Source organism: Rickettsia bellii RML369-C (genome assembly GCF_000012385.1).
Lineage (GTDB): Bacteria > Pseudomonadota > Alphaproteobacteria > Rickettsiales > Rickettsiaceae > Rickettsia > Rickettsia bellii.
This window is the reverse complement of the sequence record NC_007940.1, coordinates 1,390,539-1,413,874: the sequence shown is the minus strand read 5'-3', so window position 1 is coordinate 1,413,874 and position 23,336 is coordinate 1,390,539. Positions and strand designations below refer to the sequence as shown.

Here is a 23,336-nt window from a genome sequence, read left to right as displayed (position 1 = left end):
AACATTATTCTTTTGATTCAGTTGAATCTACTTTTTTTTCTTGCTCTTGTTTCTCTGAACTCTTCATTAAGTCCTTTGCCTTGCCTAACAATGATTCAGGGTGGTCTAATGCATCTCTTGCGGTATCTAATATTTTTTGTGTTGTATTTATTAAATTTTTTGCCCCTTCTAATAATGATTCTTTCGAATTATTTTCTGATTCAGACATAATATTTCTCCGTTGTTAGTTTGTTTTATGATATTAACAAAATATTTTTTAAATTCTAGGTAGAAATATTAAATAGAGTTGGCAATTATAAAAAAATATTTAAATTGTGTTAAATAAGCGATGTATAATTTATACCTTGAATATAAATTATATAGCTAAACCTAGATAAAATGGTTATACCGTTAATCTGTCATTCCGTGGCTACGACCACGGAATCCAGTGCTTTTAAAGGCTTTTCTGGATCCCGTGATCAAGTCACGGGATGACATACATATCCTTTTTATTCCGCTTCGGCTATACATTCTTAAACTTCTCTATCATGCGAGTAACGGAGCGTTCTAATTCTACACCTAGTTGTGGATAATCAGAAAAACTAAACCACTTTAGTTCATGTGATTCATTGTTTTTTATGAAATTATCATTATTTATTGTTTTTAATAAAAAACGTATATCATAGTGATAATGAGAGGGTTCTTTAGGTGTTTGAGGGATATAATGAACATCTATATCAAAAATATTATTACTTACTGCCTCAATCTCATTAATTCCTGACTCTTCTCGTGCTTCTCTAATTGCTTCAGTTAATATATCATCACTTTCACAATGCCCACCAAGTTGAAGCCATTTATTAAGCTTTTTATGATGCATCAATAGAAACTTAGTTTGATCATGATTGAGTAAGAACGCAGAGGCAGTAAAATGCCCCATACTCTTCTGCTTTGAAGAATTGGCTCTGCAAAACTTTAGGGAACTCGTATGCTCGCCTATTAAGTATAGGCTGTGCGTACTCGCCCCTCGTTTTACATTCCAATTCTCCAAATCATTTGAGTATGTAAAATTATCCAAAAACTCTAGCATTTTTTCTTTGGAAATAATTTCTTCAGGGTGAATACTGTTATAGTTTTGTAATAAAGATTTAAGATGATTTAGCACGTTTTAAACTATTTTTAAGCGTAATCTTGACTTGCTTTAATGAGCGAGGATTTGCATCCGTTACTTCAATTTCAATATTTTCTGAAACATTTATTTTAGTACCCACCGCCGGAACATTGCCCATTTTCGTAAGCACTAAACCGCTTATAGTATCGAACTCATCATCATCGTCTTTTAGCTTTTCGCCGATTATTTCTTCAAGCACTTCCACTTCAACACGTGCGTTTGAAATAATTGTTGAGTTATTAATGACCTTATAGTTATCATACTCTGATTTCTGATCATGCTCATCATCGATTCGCCCAACTAATGCTTCCATAACATCTTCAATCGTAACTAATCCATCAGTACCGCCATACTCATCAATAACTATAGCAATATGAGTTTTCTCACGACGCATTTTTGCAAGCAAATCCAATAACTTCATAGAGGGAGCAGCGATTATATGCTTACGTATTAGCTTTTTTAAGCGAAAATTTTGTTTCGTAACTAATGCTTTAAATAGATCTTTGATGTGAATAAAACCAACTATATTATCCAAAGTACCATCATATATTAGAGTTCTGGTATGCGGAATTTTTACCTTAATAGATTCGTTTAATTCTTCTATATTTGTAGTAAGTTTTATTGCCGCAATATCAGAGCGTGGTACCATTATGTCTTCAATGGTTTTGCCTTTTAATTTTAGCAAATTAGCTAAAATATTACGTTCATCTAAAGTCATTTTCTGACTATTAGTTTTTAGACGTTTTATAACGCTAAAAAAATCATCCGGTACTTTATTTGAAAATAAAGATTTTATCGGTGAGAATAATTTCCGCAAATGAAAAATTGACTTATTATCGTGATTCTTTTTACTGTCATCTTCTTTTTTTGAAGATTTTAACATAAATTTTTTTATTTAATTAATAAATAAGGGGAGGATATACCGAAATGTGCTAGTATCTCGATTTCTAGATTTTCCATGATCTTTGTTTCTGTGTCATTTTGATGATCGAACCCGATTAAGTGTAAAATACTATGTATTAAAAGATGAATAAAGTGATTCTCAAAAGTTTTTTGTTGTTCGTATGATTCATTATATATTACATCATGGCAAAATGCTATGTCTCCTAAATGCATATAATCAGAATCCCCTAAATTTTCAAGGATAATAGGCTTATTACTAGAAGCTATTTCGTTACCGCTAAAACGCAAATCTTGCCAATTTAATTCATTAGCAGGAAAAGAAAGAACGTTGGTTGCTTTTTCTATATTACGAAATTGCTTGTTTAAGGTCAATATTTCTTCGTTATTTGTTAGCAAAATTGATAGTTCGAATTGCTTTATTTCACTAAAATTATCAAATTGTGATAAGGTTTTTTGAGTAATTTTTTTAATCAAAGCCTTATTTATTTGCTTATGCTCACGCCACTTGCTGTAGTTTTTTATAATCTCTACGTTTATCATTATTGTATAATTTTTGTCGTCATTGCGAGGAAAAACTGTAAGTTTTGTACGTGTGCAATCTCAGGAACTTATACTGTTTTATGAGATTGCCACGTCAATGCTTCGCCTTTCCTCGCAATGACGATGCCTATAATTTTCCTTTAACTTCTCAAAATCCTCGTCAGCATGGTATGAAGAGCGGGTTAGGGGGCTTGCGGAAACCATCAAAAATCCTTTTGTGCGTGCTACTCGCTCTAAATATTTAAACTCTTCAGGGGTAACGTATTTTGCCACTTCTGCGTGATTCTTTGTAGGCTGCAAATACTGCCCAATAGTTAGAAAATCAACCTTTGCTTCTCTTAGATCATCCATAACTTGCACTACTTCGCTGATTTCTTCCCCAAGCCCTACCATCATACCGGATTTTGTGAAAACTTCTGGTGATAGTTTTTTAATGTTATGGAGTAAACTTAGAGAGTTATAATATCTAGCTCCTGGTCTAATCGTGTTATATAAAGACGGGACAGTCTCAACATTATGGTTAAAAACATCAGGTTTTGCGTTCGCTATTATTTCCGCTGCTCCGTCTTTCCTTAAGAAATCAGGGGTTAAAATCTCGATAGTGGTATTTGGTGAAGATTTGCGAATTTCACTAATACACTCAGCAAAATGCGTAGCTCCGCCGTCTTCTAAATCATCACGATCAACCGAAGTAATTACTACATGCTTAAGACCCAGCTTTTGTACTGCTTCCGCTAGCCTTTGTGGTTCATGCGGATCAAGTAAATCCGGTCTGCCAGTTTTAACGTTACAAAATCTGCAAGCTCTAGTACAAACAGAACCTAAGATCATCACAGTTGCATGTTTCTTTGACCAGCATTCACCGATATTAGGGCAAGCCGCTTCTTCGCACACAGTATTTAACTTTAGATTTTTGATTAAATCTTTTGTATTATAATACTCTGAAGAGTTAGGAGCTTTAACCTTTATCCAATCAGGTCTTTTAGACATCTTCCCAAATTCTACTTCTAGAGGTAATTTGGGCGTCAATCCGGTACTCGCATCTGCGCAATCTTCTTTGTACGCTGCGGTGGCAAGCACTTCCGTGTTTCCTGCAAATTCCTCTCTATAAGCGAATTTGGAAAGATGTCTATCTAAGTTAGTCATAAAACGGAAATAATTTAATTAATTTTGTTACTTCGCTTAACACTTTCTGCTCAGCTTTGCTATTATCTTCGCTATTCTTTAAGCCATCTAAAATATCAGCTATTAAATGACCAACTAGCACAAAATCTTTTTCCTTAAACCCTCTAGTAGTGCAAGCTGGTGTGCCAAGCCTAATACCTGAAGTAATAAAAGGCGAAGTTTTATCAAAAGGAATAGCATTTTTATTGCAAGTAATACCTGCTCTATCTAAAGAATTAGCAGCAATTTTACCGGTAATGCCGTCTTTTCGTAAATCCACTAGCACAATATGATTATCAGTGCCACCTGTTAATATATCATATCCTCGCTCTTGCAGGCTACCGGCTAAAGCTTTGGCATTAATTATAACTTGTTTTATATAGCTTTTATATTCCGGCTGCAAGCTTTCTAAAAATGCTACAGCTTTTGCTGCTATTATATGCATTAATGGACCACCTTGCAAACCCGGGAATAAAGCAGAATTTATTTTTTTGCCTATCTCTTCATCGTTAGACAAAATTAAGCCACCCCTTGGTCCTCTAAGTGTTTTATTGGTAGTTGAGGTAACAATATGAGCGTGTGGAATAGGGCTTTGATGCTCACCTGCCGCAACTAACCCCGCAATATGAGCAATATCAGCCATAAGATATGCTCCTACCTTATCAGCTATTTCTCTGAATTTAGCAAAATCAAGATTGCGTGGGTAAGCTGAAAAACCAGCTATAAGCAATTTTGGTTTGTGTAAAATTGCTAAGCGTTCAACTTCATCATAATCAATTAAGTAAGTCTCTTTATCGACGCTATAAGAAACTGCATTAAACCACTTACCTGACATATTAGCAGTTGAGCCATGCGTTAAATGCCCACCGCTATCTAAAGACATACCAAGTACAGTATCACCCGGCTGCATTAAAGCAAGGTATACAGCTTGATTTGCTTGCGAACCGGAATGAGGTTGCACGTTGGCATATTTACAGTTAAATAGCTTTTTTGCTCGCTCTATCGCCAAATTTTCGGCTTTATCTACTTCTTCACAGCCATTATAAAAACGCTTACCTGAATATCCTTCAGCATATTTATTAGTTAGTACCGATCCTTGAGCTTCAAGCACCGCAGGACTTACGAAATTCTCAGAGGCAATAAGCTCAATCACACTATTTTGACGGGTTTTTTCATGCTTAATTATTTCGAAAATTCCTTTATCTATTTCTTGTAATTTATTATTAAAAATGTTCATTATGCCTCATGTATTTTTTGGTTTTGTTATGTATTTATGTCATTCCTGTATGGCATTGCCCGCGTGGATCAAAAAACGTCCTCGGTGTCACCCCGTGACTTGTTCACGGGGTCCAGTTAAAATACGTTAGTATTTTTTATTGTTTTTCTGGATACCGTGGTCAAGCCACGGTATGACATATAAAATTAACAGCAATCTCAATCCCTCTACCATCTATTGAATGGCTAAGTCTCGTTAATTTATGCCCACTATGAGGTATATGATATTTGGATAAATAATGCGAGGCGTTATACATTTCATTAACACTTACTACATCATCCAGCTCTCCATGAATCAAGCATATAGGCGTGGTCTTATTATTAATCTCAGCAGGCGGAATTAATGCACCCGAAAAACCTACAGTACAATAAAACGGCTCTTTTTGAATGAGAGTTAAATATAACCCGATCATAGTACCTTGAGAAAATCCGATAATTATCGTATCTTTATTAGTTAAATTTAGCTCTTCCTGCTTTTGCTTTATGATATCGTCTAGCTTAGAAATATTTTTTACCAGAAGCTTAGATATATTATCAGGGCTACGATCCTGTAAACTAAACCATTGTCTGCCATATGGAGCCATATCATAAGGCTCGATGCCATGCGGCGAAATAAAATGACAATCTGGTAAATCGTCTTTAATATAAGGGACTAATCCTATTAAATCGTGACCGTCCGAACCGACACCATGCAGCAATACTACCAATTTTTTTGCTGGCTGTTCTAAACTTGCTATTTCAGGATATTCAAAGTTTTTATTCATGGTTTTTTGTAATTTGTTATTGTATATGTCATTCTTAGCAACGGCGGGGATCCAGTCAATTATATTGTCATCCCGTGACTTGATCACGGGATCTTGTGCCATAGAATGTGTCCTGAGATACCGCGGTCAAGCTAGCTAGTATGACAGACTTTTTTCTGGATTCCCGCCGTTGCTAAGAATGACACTAAAGTCGCAGTATGACAATATTATTTCAGCATCTTCTCAAGTTCACCACTACTATATAATTCTGTTACGATGTCGCAGCCACCAACTAATTCGCCATTAATATATAATTGTGGGAATGTAGGCCAATCGCTAAAAACTTTTAAAGACTCACGTAACTCGGGATCTGATAACACATCAATATCACGAAATTCGACGCCAAGCTTAGTCAAAATCATCACTACTTTACCGGAAAACCCACACATAGGAGCTTCCTTAGTGCCTTTCATGAACAATACTACTTTATTATTTTTTATCTCATTTTCTATAAATTTAAAACTTTTATTTTCTAACATTAAAAACCTGATATGTTTAATTTTATTTGTAACATTATACACCATGCAAGCAGAAATAGTTAATAAAATCTTTGAAGTTTTTAGCAAGAATAATGAAAACCCAAAAACTGAGTTAGTTTATAAAAACAATTTTACCCTATTAGTAGCGGTAATATTATCAGCTCAAGCAACAGATGTGTCAGTGAATTTAGCGACTAAATCTTTGTTTGAAATTTATGATACACCAGAAAAAATTTTAGGGCTTGGTGAAGAGGGCTTAAAAAAATACATAAAATCTATCGGATTATTTAATAGCAAAGCAAAAAATGTTATTGCCTTATGTCAAATACTGATAAGTAATTATGACAGCAAAGTACCGAATAATTTTGAAGAGTTAGTTAAACTGCCTGGGGTTGGAAGAAAAACCGCAAATGTTGTGTTAAATTGTTTATTTGGCTTGCCAACAATGGCAGTTGATACCCATGTTTTTAGAGTAGCAAAAAGAATAGGGCTTGCTAAAGGTAACACACCTGAAGCAGTGGAAAAGGAGCTGCTGCAAATTATCGATGGAAAATGGCTAAGTCATGCCCATCACTGGTTAATCCTGCACGGTAGATATATTTGTAAGGCAAGAAAGCCCGACTGTGAAATCTGCCCTATCAAAGAATATTGTGAATATTATAAATCAGCGACTAAAATAATTTAGCAAAATTATTGTATGAATGAAAAAATGCTTTAGGTGTCATTCCTATGAAAGACATTATTGCTTAGATCGAAGAGCATCCACTGGAGGCATTGATGCGTAGATCGAAAAACGCCCTAAGGTAGTCATCTAGTTGCTTGGGAACTAGATCAAGAAAATAATAAAAAATACTAATTTTATTAGTATTTTTAACTGGATCCCGTGAATAAATCACGGGATGACAAGGGTGGAGCTAACACAATGCAGGTAAACCTCATACAAAAATGACATAAGAGAATTAACTAAACCTATTATTCTTCGGGAAGCCCATAGGGGGTAGTTTACCGGTGCTACCTCGTTTACCTAAAAAGGCAATAATATTCTTCTCAAGTTTCACTTTCCCGCCACTATTCCAGCTTAAGCCATCTTCCCTATTAAATATTTTAATATCTAAAAGCTTGGCGTTTTTAAACTTTTGTAGCGTTACGCCTTGTCCTTTTTTCATTTCCGGTATTTCATCGATATTAAACACCAGAAGCTTGCGGCTTTCACCAATGCAAGCAACGCTATCACCATTGACCGGTAAACAGGCTATACATGTATGACCATCTGGCACGTTCATAATTTGTTTGCCACTTTTTGTTTGAGCCATTACCTCGTTTGAATTAACCACAAAGCCTTTACCTATGCTGCTTGCAAGCAATAAAAGATGATCTGGCTTATAGACTAAAATCTCAGTAATATCATTATTGCCTATATCTACAAGCAATTTTATAGACTCACCCGTGCCTTTACCTTTAGAAATATTATCGGCAAGGAGGGTAAAAAATCTTCCTTCTGAGCTGATTATCAATATTTTATCGGTTGTGTAAGCCTCTAAAATAAACTTTTCTGCATCGCCCTCTTTATATTTAATACTAGATAAATCGTTATTATGACCTTTTAGCGAACGCACCCAGCCCATTTTTGAACAGATAATCGTAATTGGTTCTTTAGTAATAAAGGCCGTTATGTCAACTACTTGATTCGTTAGTGTTACTTGTTCAAAACTAGTTCGCCTCGCTCCTATCGTAGTATTTAAGCCGAATTTAGCCTGCACAGCTTTTATTTCTTTTTTAACGACTTTCCATAGCTCTTTTGGATTATTTAAGATTTCCTCAAGTATTGCTTGCTGCTTTTGCAAATTACTATGTTCAGTTATAATTTCTTGCTCTTCAAGTTTACGAAGCGAACGCAGGCGAGTATTTAATATTGCCTCTACCTGAATTTCGGTTAACTGAAACCGCTGCATCATTATCGCTTTCGGCTCATCCTCTTCACGGATGATTTTAATAATCTCATCAAGGTTTAGATAGGCTATTCGTAAACCCTCTAGAATTTCCAAACGATGCTTTATTTTGTTTAATAGATAAGTCGACCTGCGAGTAATAATATTTTGTCTATGGCTTAAAAACTCTTGCAGAACCTCTAAAATATTCATCACTTTCGGCACGTTATTACTACCGATGACATTCATATTTAGCTGGATACGGCTTTCTAAATTCGTCAACTTAAACAGAGATTCCATCACTATTTGCGGGTCACAGCTACGATCTCTTGGCTCAATAACAAGCCTAATAATATCAGTTGACTCATCTCTAATATTACTAACAAGCGGTATTTTTTTATCCTTAAGTAATATTGCGATTTGCTCTATAAGCTTTGACTTTTGAACTTGATAAGGTATCTCAGTTACAACTATCTGATATACGCCATAATTTAGCTCTTCTTTTTCCCATCTAGCTCTTACTCTAAAGCTACCCCGTCCCGTCATATAGGCACTAGTGATAACATCACTTTTATCAATAATTATGCCACCGGTCGGAAAATCAGGTCCTTTAATGAAATTCATTATGTCACTAATTTCGGCTTTCGGATGATCGATTAAATGCATCAAAGCATCACAAAGCTCATGCAAATTATGCGGCGGAATATTAGTTGCCATACCGACCGCTATGCCCTCTGAACCATTAGCAAGCAGGTTCGGAAAGCTTGCCGGCATTATGACCGGCTCTAAATCGGAATCGTCATATGTTGAGCGGAAATCTACTGTATCCTTGTCGATATCTTCCATAAGAAGCGTACATATCTCCGTCATACGTGATTCGGTGTAACGCATTGCAGCCGCATTATCGCCATCGATAGAGCCGAAATTACCTTGTCCGTCAATTAATGGATAGCGGAGGGAAAAATGTTGAGCAAGACGCACTAAAGTGTCATATACTGCAACGTCGCCATGTGGGTGATATTTACCGATTACGTCACCGACCACCCTTGCACATTTCTTATAGCCCGAATTCGGTTCAAGCCTTAGCTGCAACATTGCGTATAATAACCGACGATGTACAGGCTTTAACCCGTCACGTACGTCAGGAAGCGAGCGGGACATGATCGTTGACAGTGCATAAGCAAGATAACGCTCGGATAAAGCACTCCCAAAGTCAATATTTTCTATTTTAGCTTCTTTCATAATTTATTTAATTTTTTTGTTGCGGTGTTATCCCGTGGCTTGTCCGGCGTTGCTGTATGACTCAAGAAAAACACACAGTGTCATCCCCGCAAAAGCGGGGATCCAGCATAAAGCGAGATGACATCGAGCTTTTAATTTTAAAAATTTTCTGTATTTAGGCTTTTTTTTTGCTGGATTCCCGCTTTTGCGGGAATGACATAGGAGCCATCTAGCAATGCTGGCTTGTCTACGAGATCACACCGAGAGTGTTTTTCAACCTTTGCAATGAAAGGAGGAGTACCCCAAAAATCTTCGTGCTTTATCCAATGTTTAGTTTCTTCCAATCTTTTATCTGCGAGTTTTGAAAAATACATATCTTCTTCAAGTGTAATTTCATCAAAATCTTCTTCCTTTGTTGTCATAAATTATTCTCACTAAATATTAAATAAAGAGTTGGGTAGACGAGTATACTACTTCAAAACGCAGCTTTGCTTATTTTGTGCTAGTTTCTTACAAACTGCTTTTGCTTGACTAAGGTTATCATAGTTACCAGCTAATATTAAATAGAAAAATTTTCCATCGTCACATTTAACTTTTTGAGTAGTGATAACAGCGTTTTTTAGGATTTTTGGAAATTTCTTTTTTATTCTCTCACCTTCATTTGTTGCATCTGCTTCCGATTTTACTGAACCAAGCTGCACTTTATAGCTATTTGAATTATTAGAACTTTTTATATTTTTATTACTATTTGTACTTTCTTTATCACGTTTTATTATATTTAACTCTGTTTCATCTTTTTGTGAAGTATTATTTGGTTCTATTAAAGAAAGCAGATTTGATATGTCATCTGAAGAATTTATCTCAAAAGGGTCATCATTTTGATTGCGTGAATTTATATTGACAGGCTTTTCAGGTTCAGGAAGAAGTTTTGCATTTTTAGGGTTGGTATTTTTAGAAATAAGGTTTTCGTATATAGTACTATGCACCGCAGATGGCATAATATCTTCTACTTTAGTAGGTTTTATTTTTGTAGGTAGTTCGTCTGCATAAATAGTAATTACCGGCTTGCTATCTTGATAATATTGATAAGCAAAATAAATAGCAGCAATACATATCAAAAACACCAAACATATTTTAGTAAAAATATTATTAATCATATATAAAATATTTGAGATGTCATTCCGTGGCTTGGGAACTAGATCCAGCAAATAATAAAAAATACTAATAGTATTTTTAACTGGATCCCGCTACAAGCGTGCGGGATGACAACTGGAAAACTGATCCATGCGAGCAATGCCGCCACGGGATAACAATTGAGCTACATTCTAGTCATCGGTTCTACACCTATAACCTCAAGACCGCTAGCGATAATTTTCTGTATGGCTTTAGCAAGAGCAAGGCGTGCTGTTGTTAACTCTACATTATTTTCTATTATGAATCTATAATCGTTATTTTCCTTACCAAAGTTCCATAAAGCATGAAATTTTGAAGCTAGATTTATCAAATAAAACGCCACTCTATGCGGTTCAAAATATTTTGCTGCTGTTTCTAAGGTTTTTGTCCAGCTAGCTAAGAGCTTTATTATCTCAATCTCTTCTTCCGATGATAATAACGATAAATCATATGTGCCAGCTTCAAAGCTATTATAAGATTGCGGAATCGTTTCCATAGCTTTCGATAATATCGATAGCGTTCTAACATGTGCATATTGGACATAAAATATAGGATTTTCTTTAGATTGTTCTTTTACTTTTATTAGGTCAAAATCAAGTGTCTTGTTATTTTCTCTTGTTAACATCATAAATCTTATAATGTCTTTGCCTACTTCATGATTTACGTCTTGCACGCTAGCGAAAGTTCCAAGACGCTTTGACATCTTAACCGGCACGCCATTTTCAACAAAGTTCACTAATTGACAGATTTTAACATCAACTTTAACCTGTTCTTTGCCTAAAGCTTTAACAGTCGCTTCGATTCTTTTGACATACCCGCTATGATCAGCACCAAGTACATAAATTAAGTGGTTCGCTCCTCTATCTATTTTATCTTTTGCATATGCAAGATCGGAAGCGAAATATGTCCAACTTCCATCGGCTTTCCTTATAGGGCGATCTTGATCGTCACCGTATTTTGTAGACTTAAATAATTCTTGCGTTCTGTTTTCCCACTCTGCGTGGACTTTACCTTTGGGAGCAGGTACACTACCCTCATAAATTAACCCCATGTCGGTCAGTAATTTAACAGTTTTTTCTATTTTACCATTATCGTGTAATGTCTGCTCGGAAAAAAATACATCGTGTTTAACGCCTAGCTCTTTTAAATCTTCTTTATTTAAATCTAGCATTTTTTGGATAGCGAAATTTTTAACTATTTTAAACCTTTCCAGCTCATCCATATTTAATAATTTATCACCATATTCTTTGGCTAAGGCTTGCCCGACAGGAATTAGATATTCCCCTGGATATAACCCTTCAGTAATAGTAATTTTTTCGCCTAAAGCTTCCCTATAACGTAATATTACTGTGCTTACTAAATCATTTATTTGTGAACCTGCATCGTTAACATAATATTCTTTCGTAACAGGATATCCTACTTTTTTTAAGATATTTGCAAGCACATCTCCATATACTGCACCTCTTGCATGCCCTATATGCATCGGTCCAGTTGGATTAGCTGAAACATACTCAATATTGATATTTTTGTTTTTATCTACGTCAATTTCAAAAAATTTAGATTCGTTTTGTAAAATATCTTTAATTGCAGTGTGCCAGCTATCAGCTTTAATAGTAAAATTAATAAACCCTGGTCCTGCTATTTCTATACTTGCGATATATGGTAGTTCATTAAGAATTTCTTTGAATTTTAATGCAACTTCACGAGGAGGAACGTTTTTTTTGGCAGCAATAATCATGGCGATATTACTTGATAAATCGCCGTTAAAGCTATCTTTCGGAGTTTCAATACTAGCATGATTTGCTATTTCAGAATTATTATATAACTGCGTACTTGCAGTAATTATATCGTGTTTTAGTTTGTTAAATATATTCATGATTAAGTTTTAAATATTATTAAAGTTCAGCGAACAAAGTTGGTTATACTCTTGAATAGCAAAGCGATCAGTCATACCGGCTATATAATCGGCAATAATTCTAGCTTTACTATTCGGATTGTTAGAATCTATTTGTATCTTCCAATTAACAGGCAGTAAATTAACATCCTCCATATAAACCTTAAATAAGCCTTGCACGATCTTAGTACATTTAAGGCTGATTGCAGTAATCCTATTACTTTTATAAACCCGCTCATGTAGAAATTTTTTAATCTCTTTAATACGCTCGTTAGTTTTTTCTGTAAAATCGACTATTTGATAATTTAGGTTACGTATTTCATCTATATGAGTAATTTTTTCTTTATTTATATTAGTCTTAGTTTGCCATAATAAATCGGTAATGAGTTCATGCATTAGCTTGCGTACTACTTCATATATTAAACAAGAAGAGCTTATATTTTTATATTTTGATTTAAGTTCAAAAACATGTTGGTCGATATATTTAAGCTCAGCAAGATTATTAAAATCGATGATTTTAGCACCGATACTATCCTCCAAATCATGTGAAATATAGCTAATATCATCAGCAAGTGCTGCTATTTGAGCTTCAGCAGAAGCGTAAGTATTAAGCTCTAAATCATTTTGGCTATTATACTCTTCTATATACTCATTTACCTCGCCGCTTATAGGACCATTATGCTTTACTATCCCTTCTAAAACTTCCCAAGTAAGGTTTACTCCTCTATAAGCAGCATATCTTTTCTCAAGTAAAGTTAATATTTTCAAAGATTGAGCATTATGAGAAAAGCCGTTATGCTCTTTCATGCACTCATTCAAGGATCTCTCGCCCGCATGACCAAAAGGTGTATGACCAAGATCATGAGCAAGTGCTATGGTTTCGGCTAAATCACTTGAAAGATTTAAAGTGTTAGCAATAGAGCGAGCAACTGTTGAGACTTCTAAAGAATGAGTTAGCCTATTTCTATAATGATCGCCCTCATGGTTGATAAAAACCTGAGTTTTATACTGCAAACGCCTAAATGCATTAGTATGGATGATACGATCACGATCACGCTCAAACTCGTTGCGGTAAGAGGTCGGTATTTCTCTGTATAATCTTCCTCTGCTTTTAAGCGGATCAGAAGCATATGAAGCTAGCATTGTTATCCTTTATGTTTTATGTAATCGGTATGTTATTTTCCTTGTTGTGTAGCTTGGTTCTATCGCTGTCATCCTATGGTTTGTTGCATGATTACTTCTGCCATTGTCATCCCGTGGCGGCATTGCCCCGCGTGGATCAAAAAACGTTCTCGGTGTCATCCCGTGGCTTGTCCACGGGATCCAGTTAAAAATTATAAAATAATTTTTTCATATAAATCAAGCCACTCTGGATTTTGAGATTCAATCAGATTTAATTTCCACTGTCTTTTATATTCTTTTAGTAATTTTTCACGACTAATTGCAGCTATGACATAATGATATTGTTCAAAATAAACTAATTTATTTGTGTTATATTTAGAAGAAAATCCTTTAATTATTTTATTCTTATGCTCATAAATACGTTTTATAATATTCGAGGTTATGCCAGTATATAATGTACCGTTACGTTTACTAGCTAATATATATACATAATATTGTTTCATTATATTATTAAAATTAAAAGCTCGATTCTCTCGCTTTATCTGGATCTAGTTCCCAAGCCACGTGATGACATCACACATATTTCTTGAGCCATGCAACAATACCAGTTCCTCGCAGTGACGTTGAAGCTTAACACACACAACAACGCTACCTTGAAAAAATATGAAATATTAGGTATATTATATAATTTATAAGATTTTTACAAGGTTATTTTAGTGACAATCACAATTACCGATAGAGCTTTTGAGCGGGTAAAGGAATTAATAGAGTTAGAAAAAGATAAGGATTTAGTGCTACGAGTATCCGTTGATAGCGGTGGTTGCTCTGGGCTAATGTATAATTACGAACTAGTTTCCAAAGATACTTTAGAAAAAGATGATTATGTTTTTACTAAACATAATGCTACTGTTATTATCGATCCTATTTCTCAAAAATTTATGTTAGATTGCACTCTTGATTTTATAGAAGAGCTAGGCAGTTCATATTTTAATGTCAGCAACCCACAAGCTAAAGCAAAATGTGGCTGCGGCAATTCTTTTGCGGTGTAATATTATCCAGTGGGTTGTTGTATAGATAAAGAATCGTCATTGCGAGCGAATGAAATGAGCGTGGCAATCCAGAAAAAATAATAAAAATACTAATATTATTAGTACTTTTTAGCTGGATTGCTTCGTCAGTTACTTCGTAATTTCCTCGCAATGACGAAAAAACCGATCCAAACAATAATGCCTTGCGAGGAGCGAAGCTTTGTTGCAATCTCAGGAATTTTATACTACCTCATGAGATTGCCGCATCGAAACTTGCAGTTTCTCCTCGCAATGACTTTTATTAGAACTTAAGTTTTGTACCGATCAGACCAACAGTACCTTTAGTTTTCTTGTTAGGAGCTTCAGGATAATATACTGGTTTACCTTTAGCTTGGAAATGTGAAATTTCTGCATATGGTAATAAACCTGGCATAATTTTATATTCTGTAGCTACAGTTATAGTATCCACAGTGTTCTTATATCTTGAAGATTTAAAATAGCTAAGGCTTGTTTTAATAGGACCTTGACCATAAGCGATAGCTCCGTTGTAATAATAAGTATTACGACCATTTTTATGGTATTGAGGAGTTGTTAAACTTTTTCCTAAGCTACCATAAGAAGCACCGCATGAGAAATTACCATATGTAAAAACTGCACCGAGATTATAAGCTTTTAAGTTAGATAGTTTATAAGTATCTAATACTGTATATGTTTTATCTATTACTTTGGAACGAACAGCAAGGCGAGCAGGTTTACCATATTCACCAGTAACGGATAATTTTAAATCTGCATCTTCACCAAGTGCATGTTCATAAGTTAAACCACCAGATATTGAATCTGTAACATTTTGATTAATAGTAATAATTTCGTCGTTTTCTACAATGTTACGCTTTATGCCAGTGCGGACATTAGTAATACCAGTAATCGAATCATCAAATACGACATTATTTATATTTTTATTACCACCTGTGTTGGCAGAATCAGGAGTATAAGATATACCGGCTTGGAAACCTTTCATTTTAGGGGTATAGAAGCTAATCTTTCTAGCTGCCTCAGCTTTAACATTAAATTCGTCAAAATTGTTAGAAAATGACTCTATATAGAAGCTAGGGCTGGTATCAAAATCGGGTTTTAATTTTTCATATTGCATGTATTTACTACCAACGTTAATATATCTCAAATATCCACCTGATCCAGCAGCTACTTGACCACCAGTAATACGAAGTTTATTACCTGCATCATAAGGAGAACCAAGCTCTACTTTACCGTAACTAGTTTCAATAAAGATGTGAGAACCATTATAAGATGTAGATGTTTTTGATCTTGTAGTAGGTTGTAATACTATTTTAACCCCACCTATTACATCATTTATAGTTTTAGTTATAGTAGCCGCAAATGCTGCCTCTGTATAAAACGCTGTTTTTTTCCTATTGTCACTTAAATTTTCAAATTCACCTAAACGATTTTGATTCGAGAAACCACTTTCAAATAGATAAAAACCTTCTAATTTTATTTCAGAATCAGAACTAGAAATGACAGGAGTTGTACTTCCTGAGGCAAAACTGGTAGTAGATGCAAGACCAATAATACTTGCTAATAATAACTTTTTCACTTTAAAACCTCATATATTAGTGAAACTATATGCTATAATTAAGGTTATTATGTTATAGCGGCTAAATTAATTTATGTTGAATATAATATAATATAATTTTTAAAACTTACAATAAATAAACATATTTTAATTTGTAATTATTTATTTATAGATGTATAATGTTGTATTATTACAACTTATGTTATTAAAGTGGTTTAAAGTTAAAGCAATTACAATTTTAAATAAACATAATTACTTTGTATTAAAAATAATTATCAGTTATATTTTATAGTTTAACTAAATAATAAATTTATTATGTCTATAATGTCGGATAAATGGATAAGGGAAGCTGTTATAAATCATAAAATGATTGAGCCTTTTGCAGAAAAGCAAGTAAGGGTTAAAGATTCAGAAAAAATTATTTCATATGGTTTATCTTCTTATGGCTATGATGCTAGAGTATCAAATGAGTTTAAAATATTTACAAATATAAACTCTACTATGGTTGATCCTAAAAATTTTGATAAATATAATTTAGTTGATAGGGAAGTGGATGTATGCATTATTCCGCCCAATAGCTTTGCACTTGGTAGAACTGTAGAATATTTTAAAATACCACGTGACGTATTAGTTATTTGTGTTGGTAAATCTACTTATGCAAGGTGCGGTATAATAGTAAATGTTACGCCTCTAGAACCAGAATGGGAGGGGCATGTAACGCTAGAGTTTTCAAATACTACACCGCTGCCGGCTAAGATTTATGCAAATGAGGGAGCTTGTCAATTTTTATTTTTAAAAGGTGATCAAATTTGCGACTTATCTTATGCAGATCGTCAAGGAAAATATATGAAACAATTAGGTGTAACTTTGCCATTAACATAATTGTTACTTTTTTTGTTGCAAGATACATGTAAATTATTTTATATAAAAGCATGTTAATTTTTACTTTAAGATAACATAAAGTATAATTTTTAATAATATATTTAATAACCATTTTTCTTAATAAAGGATTTTATGAGTACAATAAATACCGATGCAAACGAGGCAATGCCTCATATTTCTGTTAATGCACAATATATAAAAGATTTATCTCTTGAAAATCCTGATGCTCCATCTTCTTTGGCAGCTTTAGAACATAGACCTCAAATTGATTTGTCTCTTGATATAAATATCACTAATCTATCAGAAGAAAATTTTTATGAAGTCGAATTAAATATTGAAGCAGTAGCAAGAAATGAGAAATATAAATTATTTCAAGTAGAGCTAAAATATGCAGGTGTATTTAACTTAATTAATATTGCTCCTGAGCAACATCAAATTTTGCTATCAGTCCATTGTCCGGCAATGATATTTCCATTCGCTAGAAAAATTATAGCAAGTTGTACCCAAGATGCGGGATTTCAACCTTTAATGATTGATCCGATAGATTTTGGAGCTTTGTACCATAAGAAAATGTCTGAGCATCAGAACTAAAAACCGCTTAAGTATTATGAAATCTTACCTTTTACTTAATTAATTGGTATGGTTTTTAAATCACAGATATACTTTAATAGTAAAAATTTTATCAATATAATTAAAAATTCTTTACTTACGTTGCTAATAAATGTATAAAGCACTAATAAAAAATTATAATTTAGTTAACAATAATTAACTGTAATTAAATTATAGCACAAACATAAAAATTGAATTTTAGGAGAAAATAAAATGAGAGTTTTATTAATTGAAGATGAACCAGAAATGGCTAATCTAATTGAGCTTACTTTAGCTTCAGAAGGAATAGTTTGCGATAAAGTTTCGGTTGGTTTAGAAGGTTTAAGATTAGGTAAACTTGGTAGGTATGATCTAATGATTTTAGATTTAATGTTACCTGATATTAATGGTTTCGAAATATTACTAAGATTGCGTGCAGCAAAAATAAAAACCCCTATTTTAATCTTATCTAGTTTAACTGATACAGACCAAAAGATTACTGGCTTTTCTTCAGGAGCTGATGATTACTTAACTAAACCATTTGTTAGAGAAGAGCTAATCGCTAGAATTAAAGCTATAGTTAGACGTTCTAAAGGGCATGCTGCATCAGTATTTAGATTTGATAAAGTCAGTGTAAATTTAGATACTAGAAGTGTTGAAATTGACGGTAAAAAAGTACATTTAACCAATAAAGAATATGCTATTTTAGAACTATTAATATTGCGTAGAGGAACAATTTTAACTAAAGAGATGTTCTTAAATCATTTATATAGTAGTCTTGATGAACCTGAAATGAAGATTATCGATGTATTTATCTGTAAATTGCGTAAGAAATTAAGCGATGCTGCTGGTGGTAAAGACTATATAGATACAGTTTGGGGACGTGGTTATATGCTAAAAGAGTATGATGAGAATGGACATAAGGAAGCTTTAGCCCAAGGAGCATAATGTATTTTCATTTAGAAATAGGTGTTGTTGCATGAATACTAAGTCGTCATTGCGAGCAGCTGTAGGCTGCGTGGCAATCTCATGAAGTGGTATAAAACTCCTGAGATTGCCGCATCAATGCTACGCATCACCTCGCAATGACAAAAAAACTTTTCATTTACTATAATATATTATGACATTATCTAATTCCGCTCTTGGTAAAAAAAGTACTTATAAAGATACTTACGATCCAACTTTATTGTTTAAAATCCCACGTATAGATAATCGTAAAGAATTAGGTATAGTTAATGATAAGCTTCCATTTCATGGCGTAGATATTTGGAATGCTTATGAGCTATCTTGGCTAGATAAAAAAGGTAAGCCTTGTGTTGCGATCTTTACTTTTTTTGTGCCAACAACTTCTTCTCATATTGTAGAATCTAAATCAGTAAAATTATATCTTAACTCTTTTAATAATTTTGTTGTTGATTCAATGGAAGAGTTAAAAAGAACTATTTTGCAGGATTTAAGCAATAATACACATGCCGAAGTAACAGGAGAAATATTTCCTATAAATACAAAAATAGAATTTGGTAGTCCAACCGGTATTAACATCGATGATATAGATATAGAATGTAGTGAGTATGGTCCACCTAATAATAGCTTGATTAAACATGAAGATGTTTTAGTAGAGGAAGAACTTAATTCTAATTTATTAAAGTCAAACTGTTTAGTCACAGGGCAACCGGATTGGGGGACAATAATTATAAAATATAAAGGAAAGAAGTTAAAACACGATGCACTTTTAAAATATTTGGTATCTTTTAGAAATTGTAATGAATTTGCCGAGCAATGTGCAGAGCGTATTTTTACTGATATCAAAAATGCTATAAATCCTGAATTTCTTTCTATATATATAATATACACAAGACGAGGTGGAATTGATATTTGCCCGTATCGTTCTACTGATTCAAACTATACTCTACCGAGTTCTAAAAGACTAATTAGGCAGTGATAATAATAGTACCGAACAGTTATTAAAAAAATATTATATTTTATTCAGGCGTAGGTGACCTTATATGTCATTCCCGCTTCTGCGGAAAAGCATTGCCCGTATGAATCGAAAAGTGTCCTAAGGTAGTCATCCCGTGGCGGCATTGTTGCGTGGATACCAAATCGTCATGAGCTACACGACTGCAAGGAGCGTGGCAATCCAGAAAAAAATAATAAAAAACGTTATAAAGTTAGTATTTTTTTACTTCCTTGCTTCGTCAATTACTTCGTAATTTCCTCGTAATGACGACTCTCAATCCATGCAACAAAGCCTACTGTGGCTTAGGAACTAGATCCAGAAAATAATAAAAAATACTAATTTTATTAGTATTTTTAACTGGCTCTAGTTCATAAATCACAGGATGACAATTGGAAAACTGATCCATGAGGGCAAGCCTTAAGCGGGAATGACATAGAATAATATACCCAATGATACCGGGCAATTGTTTCCAAATTAGCTTGTATCGACCTTTATGGAATGTGCTATACTTTATCCATTAAATTCTTAGCTATATCGGTTTCTGAAAGATTATTATTTTTGGTTGAATGGAAATATTCTGAAACAAGTTTAACAACTTCATCAGAAAATTCATCTTGTAGTTCTTTACTTGCTAATAATTTTTGGCTTTCAATTAATTTAATAGTTTCAACTTTCTTATGCTCTAAAAATTCTTCAATTTCTTTAGTTTTTTCTTGAACTATTTTTTCTGTAATTTCATTATTTTCTTTGGTCATTTGAAGTTGCAGAGCTTCTAAATTTTTTATTTGCTCTTCAGTTTGTTCAAATAATAATTTTGCATCGTCTTTTAATTTTTCAGCTTTTAGAACTCTCTCTTGTACTTCTAAAACTTTCATATCCAAAGATTTTAAAATTGCTTTTTTTGCTGGTCTATAAATTAAATACACAAAAATTATAAAACTAATAGCAAGCCAAAAGCTTTCATCTAGAAAATGCATTATTATTGTATTTTTATATTTTTTAGTAAGTTTATATCTGCTTTAGTGCCAGTGATTTTTTCGATAATACTAGCAGCAAGCATTATAGTCGCATCTACTTTACTAGTTCTAAATTTTTCTGCAACTAATTTTATATCTTTAATATTTTGATTTATCAGCTTTCGTAGGTTTTGTTCTAAATTAGTTTTTTTAATCAAAAATTCTGCTTCTAAAGAATCTATTTTTTCTTTTTTTAACCTATCTATTTCAGTACTTATTCTTGTTATTTCTTCATTATAGTATTTATTTAACTTTTCGATTTCTAAAGCTAATTCATCGGCTTTTGCAATATTATCTTGAATATTGGATTGTCTATTATTTAAAACTCTTTCAATTTTAGGAACTATAAATTTGTAGACAAAAATATATAATAAGCTAAAAGTAACTATTAGCCAAAAAATTTGTGAATAATATGTATTAATATCAAATTGAGGCATATTATTTAAAAGCAAATTTTAGGAAAAGATAAGTAGCATTGCGATTACAAAAGAAAAAAGCCCCATTGCTTCAGCAAGACCTGCACCAATAAGTGCCATTCTCTGAAGCTGTTCGGTAGCTGAAGGATTTCTAGCTATTGAATTAAGTAGTGAACTAAATATATTACTGACGCCTAAAGCTGCACCAAGCATTCCAATAGCCATACAACCAACACCGATGAACTTTAAAGAAACCATATCCATAAAAAAACTCAACTTTAATTAATTAAAAAACTCTAGTGTAAATTAACTGCATCATTAAGATATACACAAGATAAAATAGTAAAAATATAAGCCTGAAGAATTGCAACAAAGATTTCAAACCCAATTAATATAACCATAAGAGGTATTGGTAGAAATTTCAAGTAAATCATCAATGTTACAACAAAGCTAGCAATTACTTTTAATAAAATATGACCTGCCATCATATTTGCCGCAAGCCTTAAGGATAAACTAGCCGGTCTTGCTAGATATGTAAATAATTCAATTATGATCATTAGTGGGGCAAGCCATAAAGGCGTACCATGGGGCAAGAAGAGGGAAAGAAAATGCATGCCGTGCTTTACAAAGCCAACTATAGTCACCATTAAAAATACTAGAATTGCTAAAGCGAAAGTAATAATGATATGGCTGGTAACAGTAAACCCGTAAGGTATCATGCCAAATAAATTACAAAATAAAATAAAAACAAATAGAGTGAAAATTACAGGAACAAACTTGCGTCCTTTACTGCCTACATTCTGATTTAGCATATCAGTTACAAGGTTATAGATTATTTCGCCACTTATTTGTAACCTTGATGGTACTAACCTAGGATTTGAAAAAGCCAAGTAAAAATAAGTTAAAGCTAAAACACTAGCAAGTAGCATATAGGCAGCTGAATTAGTAAAGCTAATATCGAAATCCATAACTTTGATGTCTATCAGCTTTTTTATATCAAATTGTACTAAAGGATTATGAAGCATTTTGTTATTTCTTACTGATTAGCCTTTGCCTGACTATATTAAATCCTGCTATAATTCCGATTATGGTAAATATAATAATAAATAAAGGTTTAGAATGAAAGAATTTATCAGTTAATAAACCAATAACAAACCCTACCATTGTTCCGGAAACTAAATCTATAGCTATAGTAAACGGACTTATTTCCTGTTGCAAGTTAGAATTAGGGGTTTTATCAGTTTTTAACTGATTAATTCTTGTCTTAATATCTTTTAATTTATCATTATCCACTATAAATCTATTTTATTTTTTGATTCTTCTATGGCTTTATCTATTGCTGCTGAAATACTATTTATACTATAATTCTCAGTTTGTACTCCGTTAACAAAGAAAGAAGGAGTTCCTATAAATTTTGGTGCTTTTGTTATAAAATTAGTATTAGCAATTAAGGTTTCAGTAATTTTATCATCGCTTAAACATTTTTTGTACTCTTCCGGAGTAACGCCGCCAAGCTGACCTATATCAGTTAATAACTCTCTATATTTATTACTAACTGACCATTTATCTTGTTGCTTTAATATAATATCATGAAACAGCATAAAGCTATTTATATCACCTTTGCAACGTGCTAAAATAGAAGCATCTAAATCTTGTTTAGTAGCAATAAATTCTCTAGTAACATATGCTATTTTATTAGTATCTATATATTTTTGTTTAAGTTCAGGAAAGATTGTAGAGTGATAATAAGCACAATGTGGGCAAGTAGGAGAGAAATATTCAACTACAACTATTTTAGAGTCTTTATTCCCAAGAACCATATCATTTTCATCTATCTTAAAAGTAACCTTAAAAGTTTTTACTTCAGGCTTTTGCTCTATTTGTTCTTGCACAGCCGGAGTTATTACAGCTGGAGTTGTTGTTTCGGTTGTTTGATTGTTGTTTTCATCTGAAGTTGAAGCCTGAGCTGGAGTTATGGATTCAGATGATTCTTGCTCTACTACTTTCTCTTTTTCTTCTGAGCAACCACTCAAAAGCAATAGAAATATTAACGTAATAAAACTATTTCGCATAATTTAACCCTTTATAATATTGATTTAACAATACAATAAGGTTTTATTTACTTTATTTCAATAGTAAATAAATTTGCTATATAAAATTATCTGCTTTATCATTTAAGCAAAATGTGTTATGCTAGACAGGATAA

General features: G+C 33.1%; 27 protein-coding genes and 1 pseudogene. 6 read left to right on the top strand and 22 right to left on the bottom strand.

Translation table 11 applies throughout. The features are described from left to right. Positions 1-4: 4 nt before the first annotated feature. The 9 genes and pseudogenes from RBE_RS06820 to grxD all read right to left on the bottom strand — a co-directional run bounded on the left by RBE_RS06820 (position 5) and on the right by grxD (position 6,311). Positions 5-208 (bottom strand): hypothetical protein, encoded by a 204-nt coding sequence (locus tag RBE_RS06820; RefSeq protein WP_012151503.1) that lies wholly within the window; start codon positions 206-208, stop codon positions 5-7. Positions 209-502: 294 nt separating this feature from the next. Continuing rightward, positions 503-1,141, bottom strand: coding sequence for an NUDIX hydrolase (locus RBE_RS09365; protein ID WP_011477963.1), 639 nt, complete (start codon positions 1,139-1,141; stop codon positions 503-505). Beyond that, the gene (gene tlyC, locus RBE_RS06810; protein WP_011477962.1) at positions 1,125-2,030 is read right to left on the bottom strand and encodes a hemolysin C; all 906 of its coding nucleotides are present in this window, start codon (positions 2,028-2,030) and stop codon (positions 1,125-1,127) included. Before tlyC ends, RBE_RS09365 begins: the two co-directional genes overlap by 17 nt. Before the next feature lie 8 nt (positions 2,031-2,038). Beyond that, the gene (ybeY, locus tag RBE_RS06805; RefSeq protein ID WP_011477961.1) at positions 2,039-2,590 is read right to left on the bottom strand and encodes an rRNA maturation RNase YbeY; all 552 of its coding nucleotides are present in this window, start codon (positions 2,588-2,590) and stop codon (positions 2,039-2,041) included. A gap of 78 nt (positions 2,591-2,668) precedes the next feature. Next, on the bottom strand, positions 2,669-3,580 hold the full coding sequence (gene lipA / locus RBE_RS06800; RefSeq protein WP_041804935.1) for a lipoyl synthase: 912 nt from the start codon (positions 3,578-3,580) through the stop codon (positions 2,669-2,671). Beyond that, positions 3,575-3,724 (bottom strand): annotated as a pseudogene (locus tag RBE_RS09720) (palindromic element RPE1 domain-containing protein); the annotation flags it as partial. The gene lipA and the pseudogene RBE_RS09720, both read right to left, overlap by 6 nt. A 4-nt stretch (positions 3,725-3,728) precedes the next feature. Then, positions 3,729-4,991 (bottom strand): serine hydroxymethyltransferase, encoded by a 1,263-nt coding sequence (glyA, locus tag RBE_RS06795; protein WP_011477959.1) that lies wholly within the window; start codon positions 4,989-4,991, stop codon positions 3,729-3,731. Between the two features lie 160 nt (positions 4,992-5,151). Further along, positions 5,152-5,793, bottom strand: coding sequence for a dienelactone hydrolase family protein (locus tag RBE_RS06790; protein WP_011477958.1), 642 nt, complete (start codon positions 5,791-5,793; stop codon positions 5,152-5,154). A gap of 206 nt (positions 5,794-5,999) precedes the next feature. Further along, entirely contained in the window at positions 6,000-6,311 is a 312-nt protein-coding gene (gene grxD / locus RBE_RS06785) for a Grx4 family monothiol glutaredoxin (RefSeq protein ID WP_041804933.1), read from the bottom strand. 43 nt (positions 6,312-6,354) lie between these two features. Here grxD and nth point away from each other — a divergent pair, with 43 nt between their 5' ends. Further along, entirely contained in the window at positions 6,355-6,996 is a 642-nt protein-coding gene (gene nth, locus RBE_RS06780; RefSeq protein ID WP_012151510.1) for an endonuclease III, read from the top strand. A 274-nt stretch (positions 6,997-7,270) separates the two neighbouring features. Here nth and parC read toward each other — a convergent pair whose 3' ends face one another. The 6 genes from parC to RBE_RS06750 form a co-directional block, all read right to left on the bottom strand. Next, positions 7,271-9,481, bottom strand: coding sequence for a DNA topoisomerase IV subunit A (gene parC, locus RBE_RS06775; protein WP_011477956.1), 2,211 nt, complete (start codon positions 9,479-9,481; stop codon positions 7,271-7,273). A 137-nt stretch (positions 9,482-9,618) separates the two neighbouring features. Then, the gene (locus RBE_RS06770) at positions 9,619-9,882 is read right to left on the bottom strand and encodes a hypothetical protein (protein ID WP_011477955.1); all 264 of its coding nucleotides are present in this window, start codon (positions 9,880-9,882) and stop codon (positions 9,619-9,621) included. Between the two features lie 48 nt (positions 9,883-9,930). Continuing rightward, positions 9,931-10,617, bottom strand: a complete 687-nt coding sequence (locus RBE_RS06765; RefSeq protein WP_011477954.1) for an SPOR domain-containing protein — start codon at positions 10,615-10,617, stop codon at positions 9,931-9,933. A 161-nt stretch (positions 10,618-10,778) separates the two neighbouring features. Beyond that, complete coding sequence (gene argS / locus RBE_RS06760; RefSeq protein ID WP_011477953.1) at positions 10,779-12,509, bottom strand: arginine--tRNA ligase; 1,731 nt, start codon at positions 12,507-12,509, stop codon at positions 10,779-10,781. 9 nt (positions 12,510-12,518) lie between these two features. Next, a complete protein-coding gene (locus tag RBE_RS06755; RefSeq protein ID WP_011477952.1) occupies positions 12,519-13,670 on the bottom strand; it encodes a deoxyguanosinetriphosphate triphosphohydrolase in 1,152 nt (383 codons plus the stop codon). Positions 13,671-13,861: 191 nt separating this feature from the next. Beyond that, a complete protein-coding gene (locus RBE_RS06750) occupies positions 13,862-14,152 on the bottom strand; it encodes a GIY-YIG nuclease family protein (protein ID WP_011477951.1) in 291 nt (96 codons plus the stop codon). Between the two features lie 213 nt (positions 14,153-14,365). On the opposite strand from RBE_RS06750, the gene RBE_RS06745 reads away from it, so the two are divergent. Beyond that, complete coding sequence (locus RBE_RS06745; RefSeq protein WP_011477950.1) at positions 14,366-14,698, top strand: iron-sulfur cluster assembly accessory protein; 333 nt, start codon at positions 14,366-14,368, stop codon at positions 14,696-14,698. A gap of 280 nt (positions 14,699-14,978) precedes the next feature. On the opposite strand, the gene RBE_RS06740 is transcribed toward RBE_RS06745, so the two are convergent. Continuing rightward, entirely contained in the window at positions 14,979-16,289 is a 1,311-nt protein-coding gene (locus RBE_RS06740; RefSeq protein ID WP_011477949.1) for a porin, read from the bottom strand. A gap of 294 nt (positions 16,290-16,583) precedes the next feature. Here RBE_RS06740 and dcd point away from each other — a divergent pair, with 294 nt between their 5' ends. The 4 genes from dcd to queF all read left to right on the top strand — a co-directional run bounded on the left by dcd (position 16,584) and on the right by queF (position 19,680). After that, entirely contained in the window at positions 16,584-17,150 is a 567-nt protein-coding gene (gene dcd, locus RBE_RS06735) for a dCTP deaminase (RefSeq protein WP_011477948.1), read from the top strand. A 132-nt stretch (positions 17,151-17,282) separates the two neighbouring features. Beyond that, a complete protein-coding gene (secB, locus tag RBE_RS06730) occupies positions 17,283-17,741 on the top strand; it encodes a protein-export chaperone SecB (protein WP_011477947.1) in 459 nt (152 codons plus the stop codon). A gap of 231 nt (positions 17,742-17,972) precedes the next feature. Continuing rightward, positions 17,973-18,686, top strand: coding sequence for a response regulator transcription factor CtrA (gene ctrA / locus RBE_RS06725; RefSeq protein WP_011477946.1), 714 nt, complete (start codon positions 17,973-17,975; stop codon positions 18,684-18,686). A gap of 172 nt (positions 18,687-18,858) precedes the next feature. After that, positions 18,859-19,680, top strand: coding sequence for an NADPH-dependent 7-cyano-7-deazaguanine reductase QueF (queF, locus tag RBE_RS06720; protein WP_011477945.1), 822 nt, complete (start codon positions 18,859-18,861; stop codon positions 19,678-19,680). A 521-nt stretch (positions 19,681-20,201) separates the two neighbouring features. On the opposite strand, the gene RBE_RS06715 is transcribed toward queF, so the two are convergent. From RBE_RS06715 to RBE_RS06690, 6 genes are read right to left on the bottom strand one after another with little or no spacing between them, the layout of a single operon-like run. Further along, a complete protein-coding gene (locus RBE_RS06715) occupies positions 20,202-20,675 on the bottom strand; it encodes a F0F1 ATP synthase subunit B (RefSeq protein ID WP_011477944.1) in 474 nt (157 codons plus the stop codon). A 2-nt stretch (positions 20,676-20,677) separates the two neighbouring features. Then, complete coding sequence (locus RBE_RS06710) at positions 20,678-21,151, bottom strand: F0F1 ATP synthase subunit B' (RefSeq protein ID WP_011477943.1); 474 nt, start codon at positions 21,149-21,151, stop codon at positions 20,678-20,680. Positions 21,152-21,169: 18 nt separating this feature from the next. After that, positions 21,170-21,394, bottom strand: a complete 225-nt coding sequence (locus RBE_RS06705; protein WP_011477942.1) for a F0F1 ATP synthase subunit C — start codon at positions 21,392-21,394, stop codon at positions 21,170-21,172. A gap of 32 nt (positions 21,395-21,426) precedes the next feature. Next, the gene (locus RBE_RS06700) at positions 21,427-22,155 is read right to left on the bottom strand and encodes a F0F1 ATP synthase subunit A (protein ID WP_011477941.1); all 729 of its coding nucleotides are present in this window, start codon (positions 22,153-22,155) and stop codon (positions 21,427-21,429) included. 4 nt (positions 22,156-22,159) lie between these two features. Then, positions 22,160-22,423, bottom strand: a complete 264-nt coding sequence (locus tag RBE_RS06695) for an AtpZ/AtpI family protein (RefSeq protein ID WP_011477940.1) — start codon at positions 22,421-22,423, stop codon at positions 22,160-22,162. After that, the gene (locus tag RBE_RS06690) at positions 22,423-23,202 is read right to left on the bottom strand and encodes a DsbA family protein (protein ID WP_011477939.1); all 780 of its coding nucleotides are present in this window, start codon (positions 23,200-23,202) and stop codon (positions 22,423-22,425) included. Before RBE_RS06690 ends, RBE_RS06695 begins: the two co-directional genes overlap by 1 nt. Positions 23,203-23,336: the final 134 nt, after the last annotated feature.

What these genes read in the sequence shown, in the direction of transcription:
- RBE_RS06820 (WP_012151503.1), bottom strand. Translation starts at nt 208, where the DNA reads ATGTCTGAATCAGAAAATAATTCGAAAGAATCATTATTAGAAGGGGCA.
- tlyC (WP_011477962.1), bottom strand. Translation starts at nt 2,030, where the DNA reads ATGTTAAAATCTTCAAAAAAAGAAGATGACAGTAAAAAGAATCACGAT.
- ybeY (WP_011477961.1), bottom strand. Translation starts at nt 2,590, where the DNA reads ATGATAAACGTAGAGATTATAAAAAACTACAGCAAGTGGCGTGAGCAT.
- lipA (WP_041804935.1), bottom strand. Translation starts at nt 3,580, where the DNA reads ATGTCTAAAAGACCTGATTGGATAAAGGTTAAAGCTCCTAACTCTTCA.
- glyA (WP_011477959.1), bottom strand. Translation starts at nt 4,991, where the DNA reads ATGAACATTTTTAATAATAAATTACAAGAAATAGATAAAGGAATTTTC.
- RBE_RS06790 (WP_011477958.1), bottom strand. Translation starts at nt 5,793, where the DNA reads ATGAATAAAAACTTTGAATATCCTGAAATAGCAAGTTTAGAACAGCCA.
- grxD (WP_041804933.1), bottom strand. Translation starts at nt 6,311, where the DNA reads ATGTTAGAAAATAAAAGTTTTAAATTTATAGAAAATGAGATAAAAAAT.
- nth (WP_012151510.1), top strand. Translation starts at nt 6,355, where the DNA reads ATGCAAGCAGAAATAGTTAATAAAATCTTTGAAGTTTTTAGCAAGAAT.
- parC (WP_011477956.1), bottom strand. Translation starts at nt 9,481, where the DNA reads ATGAAAGAAGCTAAAATAGAAAATATTGACTTTGGGAGTGCTTTATCC.
- RBE_RS06770 (WP_011477955.1), bottom strand. Translation starts at nt 9,882, where the DNA reads ATGACAACAAAGGAAGAAGATTTTGATGAAATTACACTTGAAGAAGAT.
- RBE_RS06765 (WP_011477954.1), bottom strand. Translation starts at nt 10,617, where the DNA reads ATGATTAATAATATTTTTACTAAAATATGTTTGGTGTTTTTGATATGT.
- argS (WP_011477953.1), bottom strand. Translation starts at nt 12,509, where the DNA reads ATGAATATATTTAACAAACTAAAACACGATATAATTACTGCAAGTACG.
- RBE_RS06755 (WP_011477952.1), bottom strand. Translation starts at nt 13,670, where the DNA reads ATGCTAGCTTCATATGCTTCTGATCCGCTTAAAAGCAGAGGAAGATTA.
- RBE_RS06750 (WP_011477951.1), bottom strand. Translation starts at nt 14,152, where the DNA reads ATGAAACAATATTATGTATATATATTAGCTAGTAAACGTAACGGTACA.
- dcd (WP_011477948.1), top strand. Translation starts at nt 16,584, where the DNA reads ATGTCTATAATGTCGGATAAATGGATAAGGGAAGCTGTTATAAATCAT.
- secB (WP_011477947.1), top strand. Translation starts at nt 17,283, where the DNA reads ATGAGTACAATAAATACCGATGCAAACGAGGCAATGCCTCATATTTCT.
- ctrA (WP_011477946.1), top strand. Translation starts at nt 17,973, where the DNA reads ATGAGAGTTTTATTAATTGAAGATGAACCAGAAATGGCTAATCTAATT.
- queF (WP_011477945.1), top strand. Translation starts at nt 18,859, where the DNA reads ATGACATTATCTAATTCCGCTCTTGGTAAAAAAAGTACTTATAAAGAT.
- RBE_RS06715 (WP_011477944.1), bottom strand. Translation starts at nt 20,675, where the DNA reads ATGCATTTTCTAGATGAAAGCTTTTGGCTTGCTATTAGTTTTATAATT.
- RBE_RS06710 (WP_011477943.1), bottom strand. Translation starts at nt 21,151, where the DNA reads ATGCCTCAATTTGATATTAATACATATTATTCACAAATTTTTTGGCTA.
- RBE_RS06705 (WP_011477942.1), bottom strand. Translation starts at nt 21,394, where the DNA reads ATGGATATGGTTTCTTTAAAGTTCATCGGTGTTGGTTGTATGGCTATT.
- RBE_RS06700 (WP_011477941.1), bottom strand. Translation starts at nt 22,155, where the DNA reads ATGCTTCATAATCCTTTAGTACAATTTGATATAAAAAAGCTGATAGAC.
- RBE_RS06690 (WP_011477939.1), bottom strand. Translation starts at nt 23,202, where the DNA reads ATGCGAAATAGTTTTATTACGTTAATATTTCTATTGCTTTTGAGTGGT.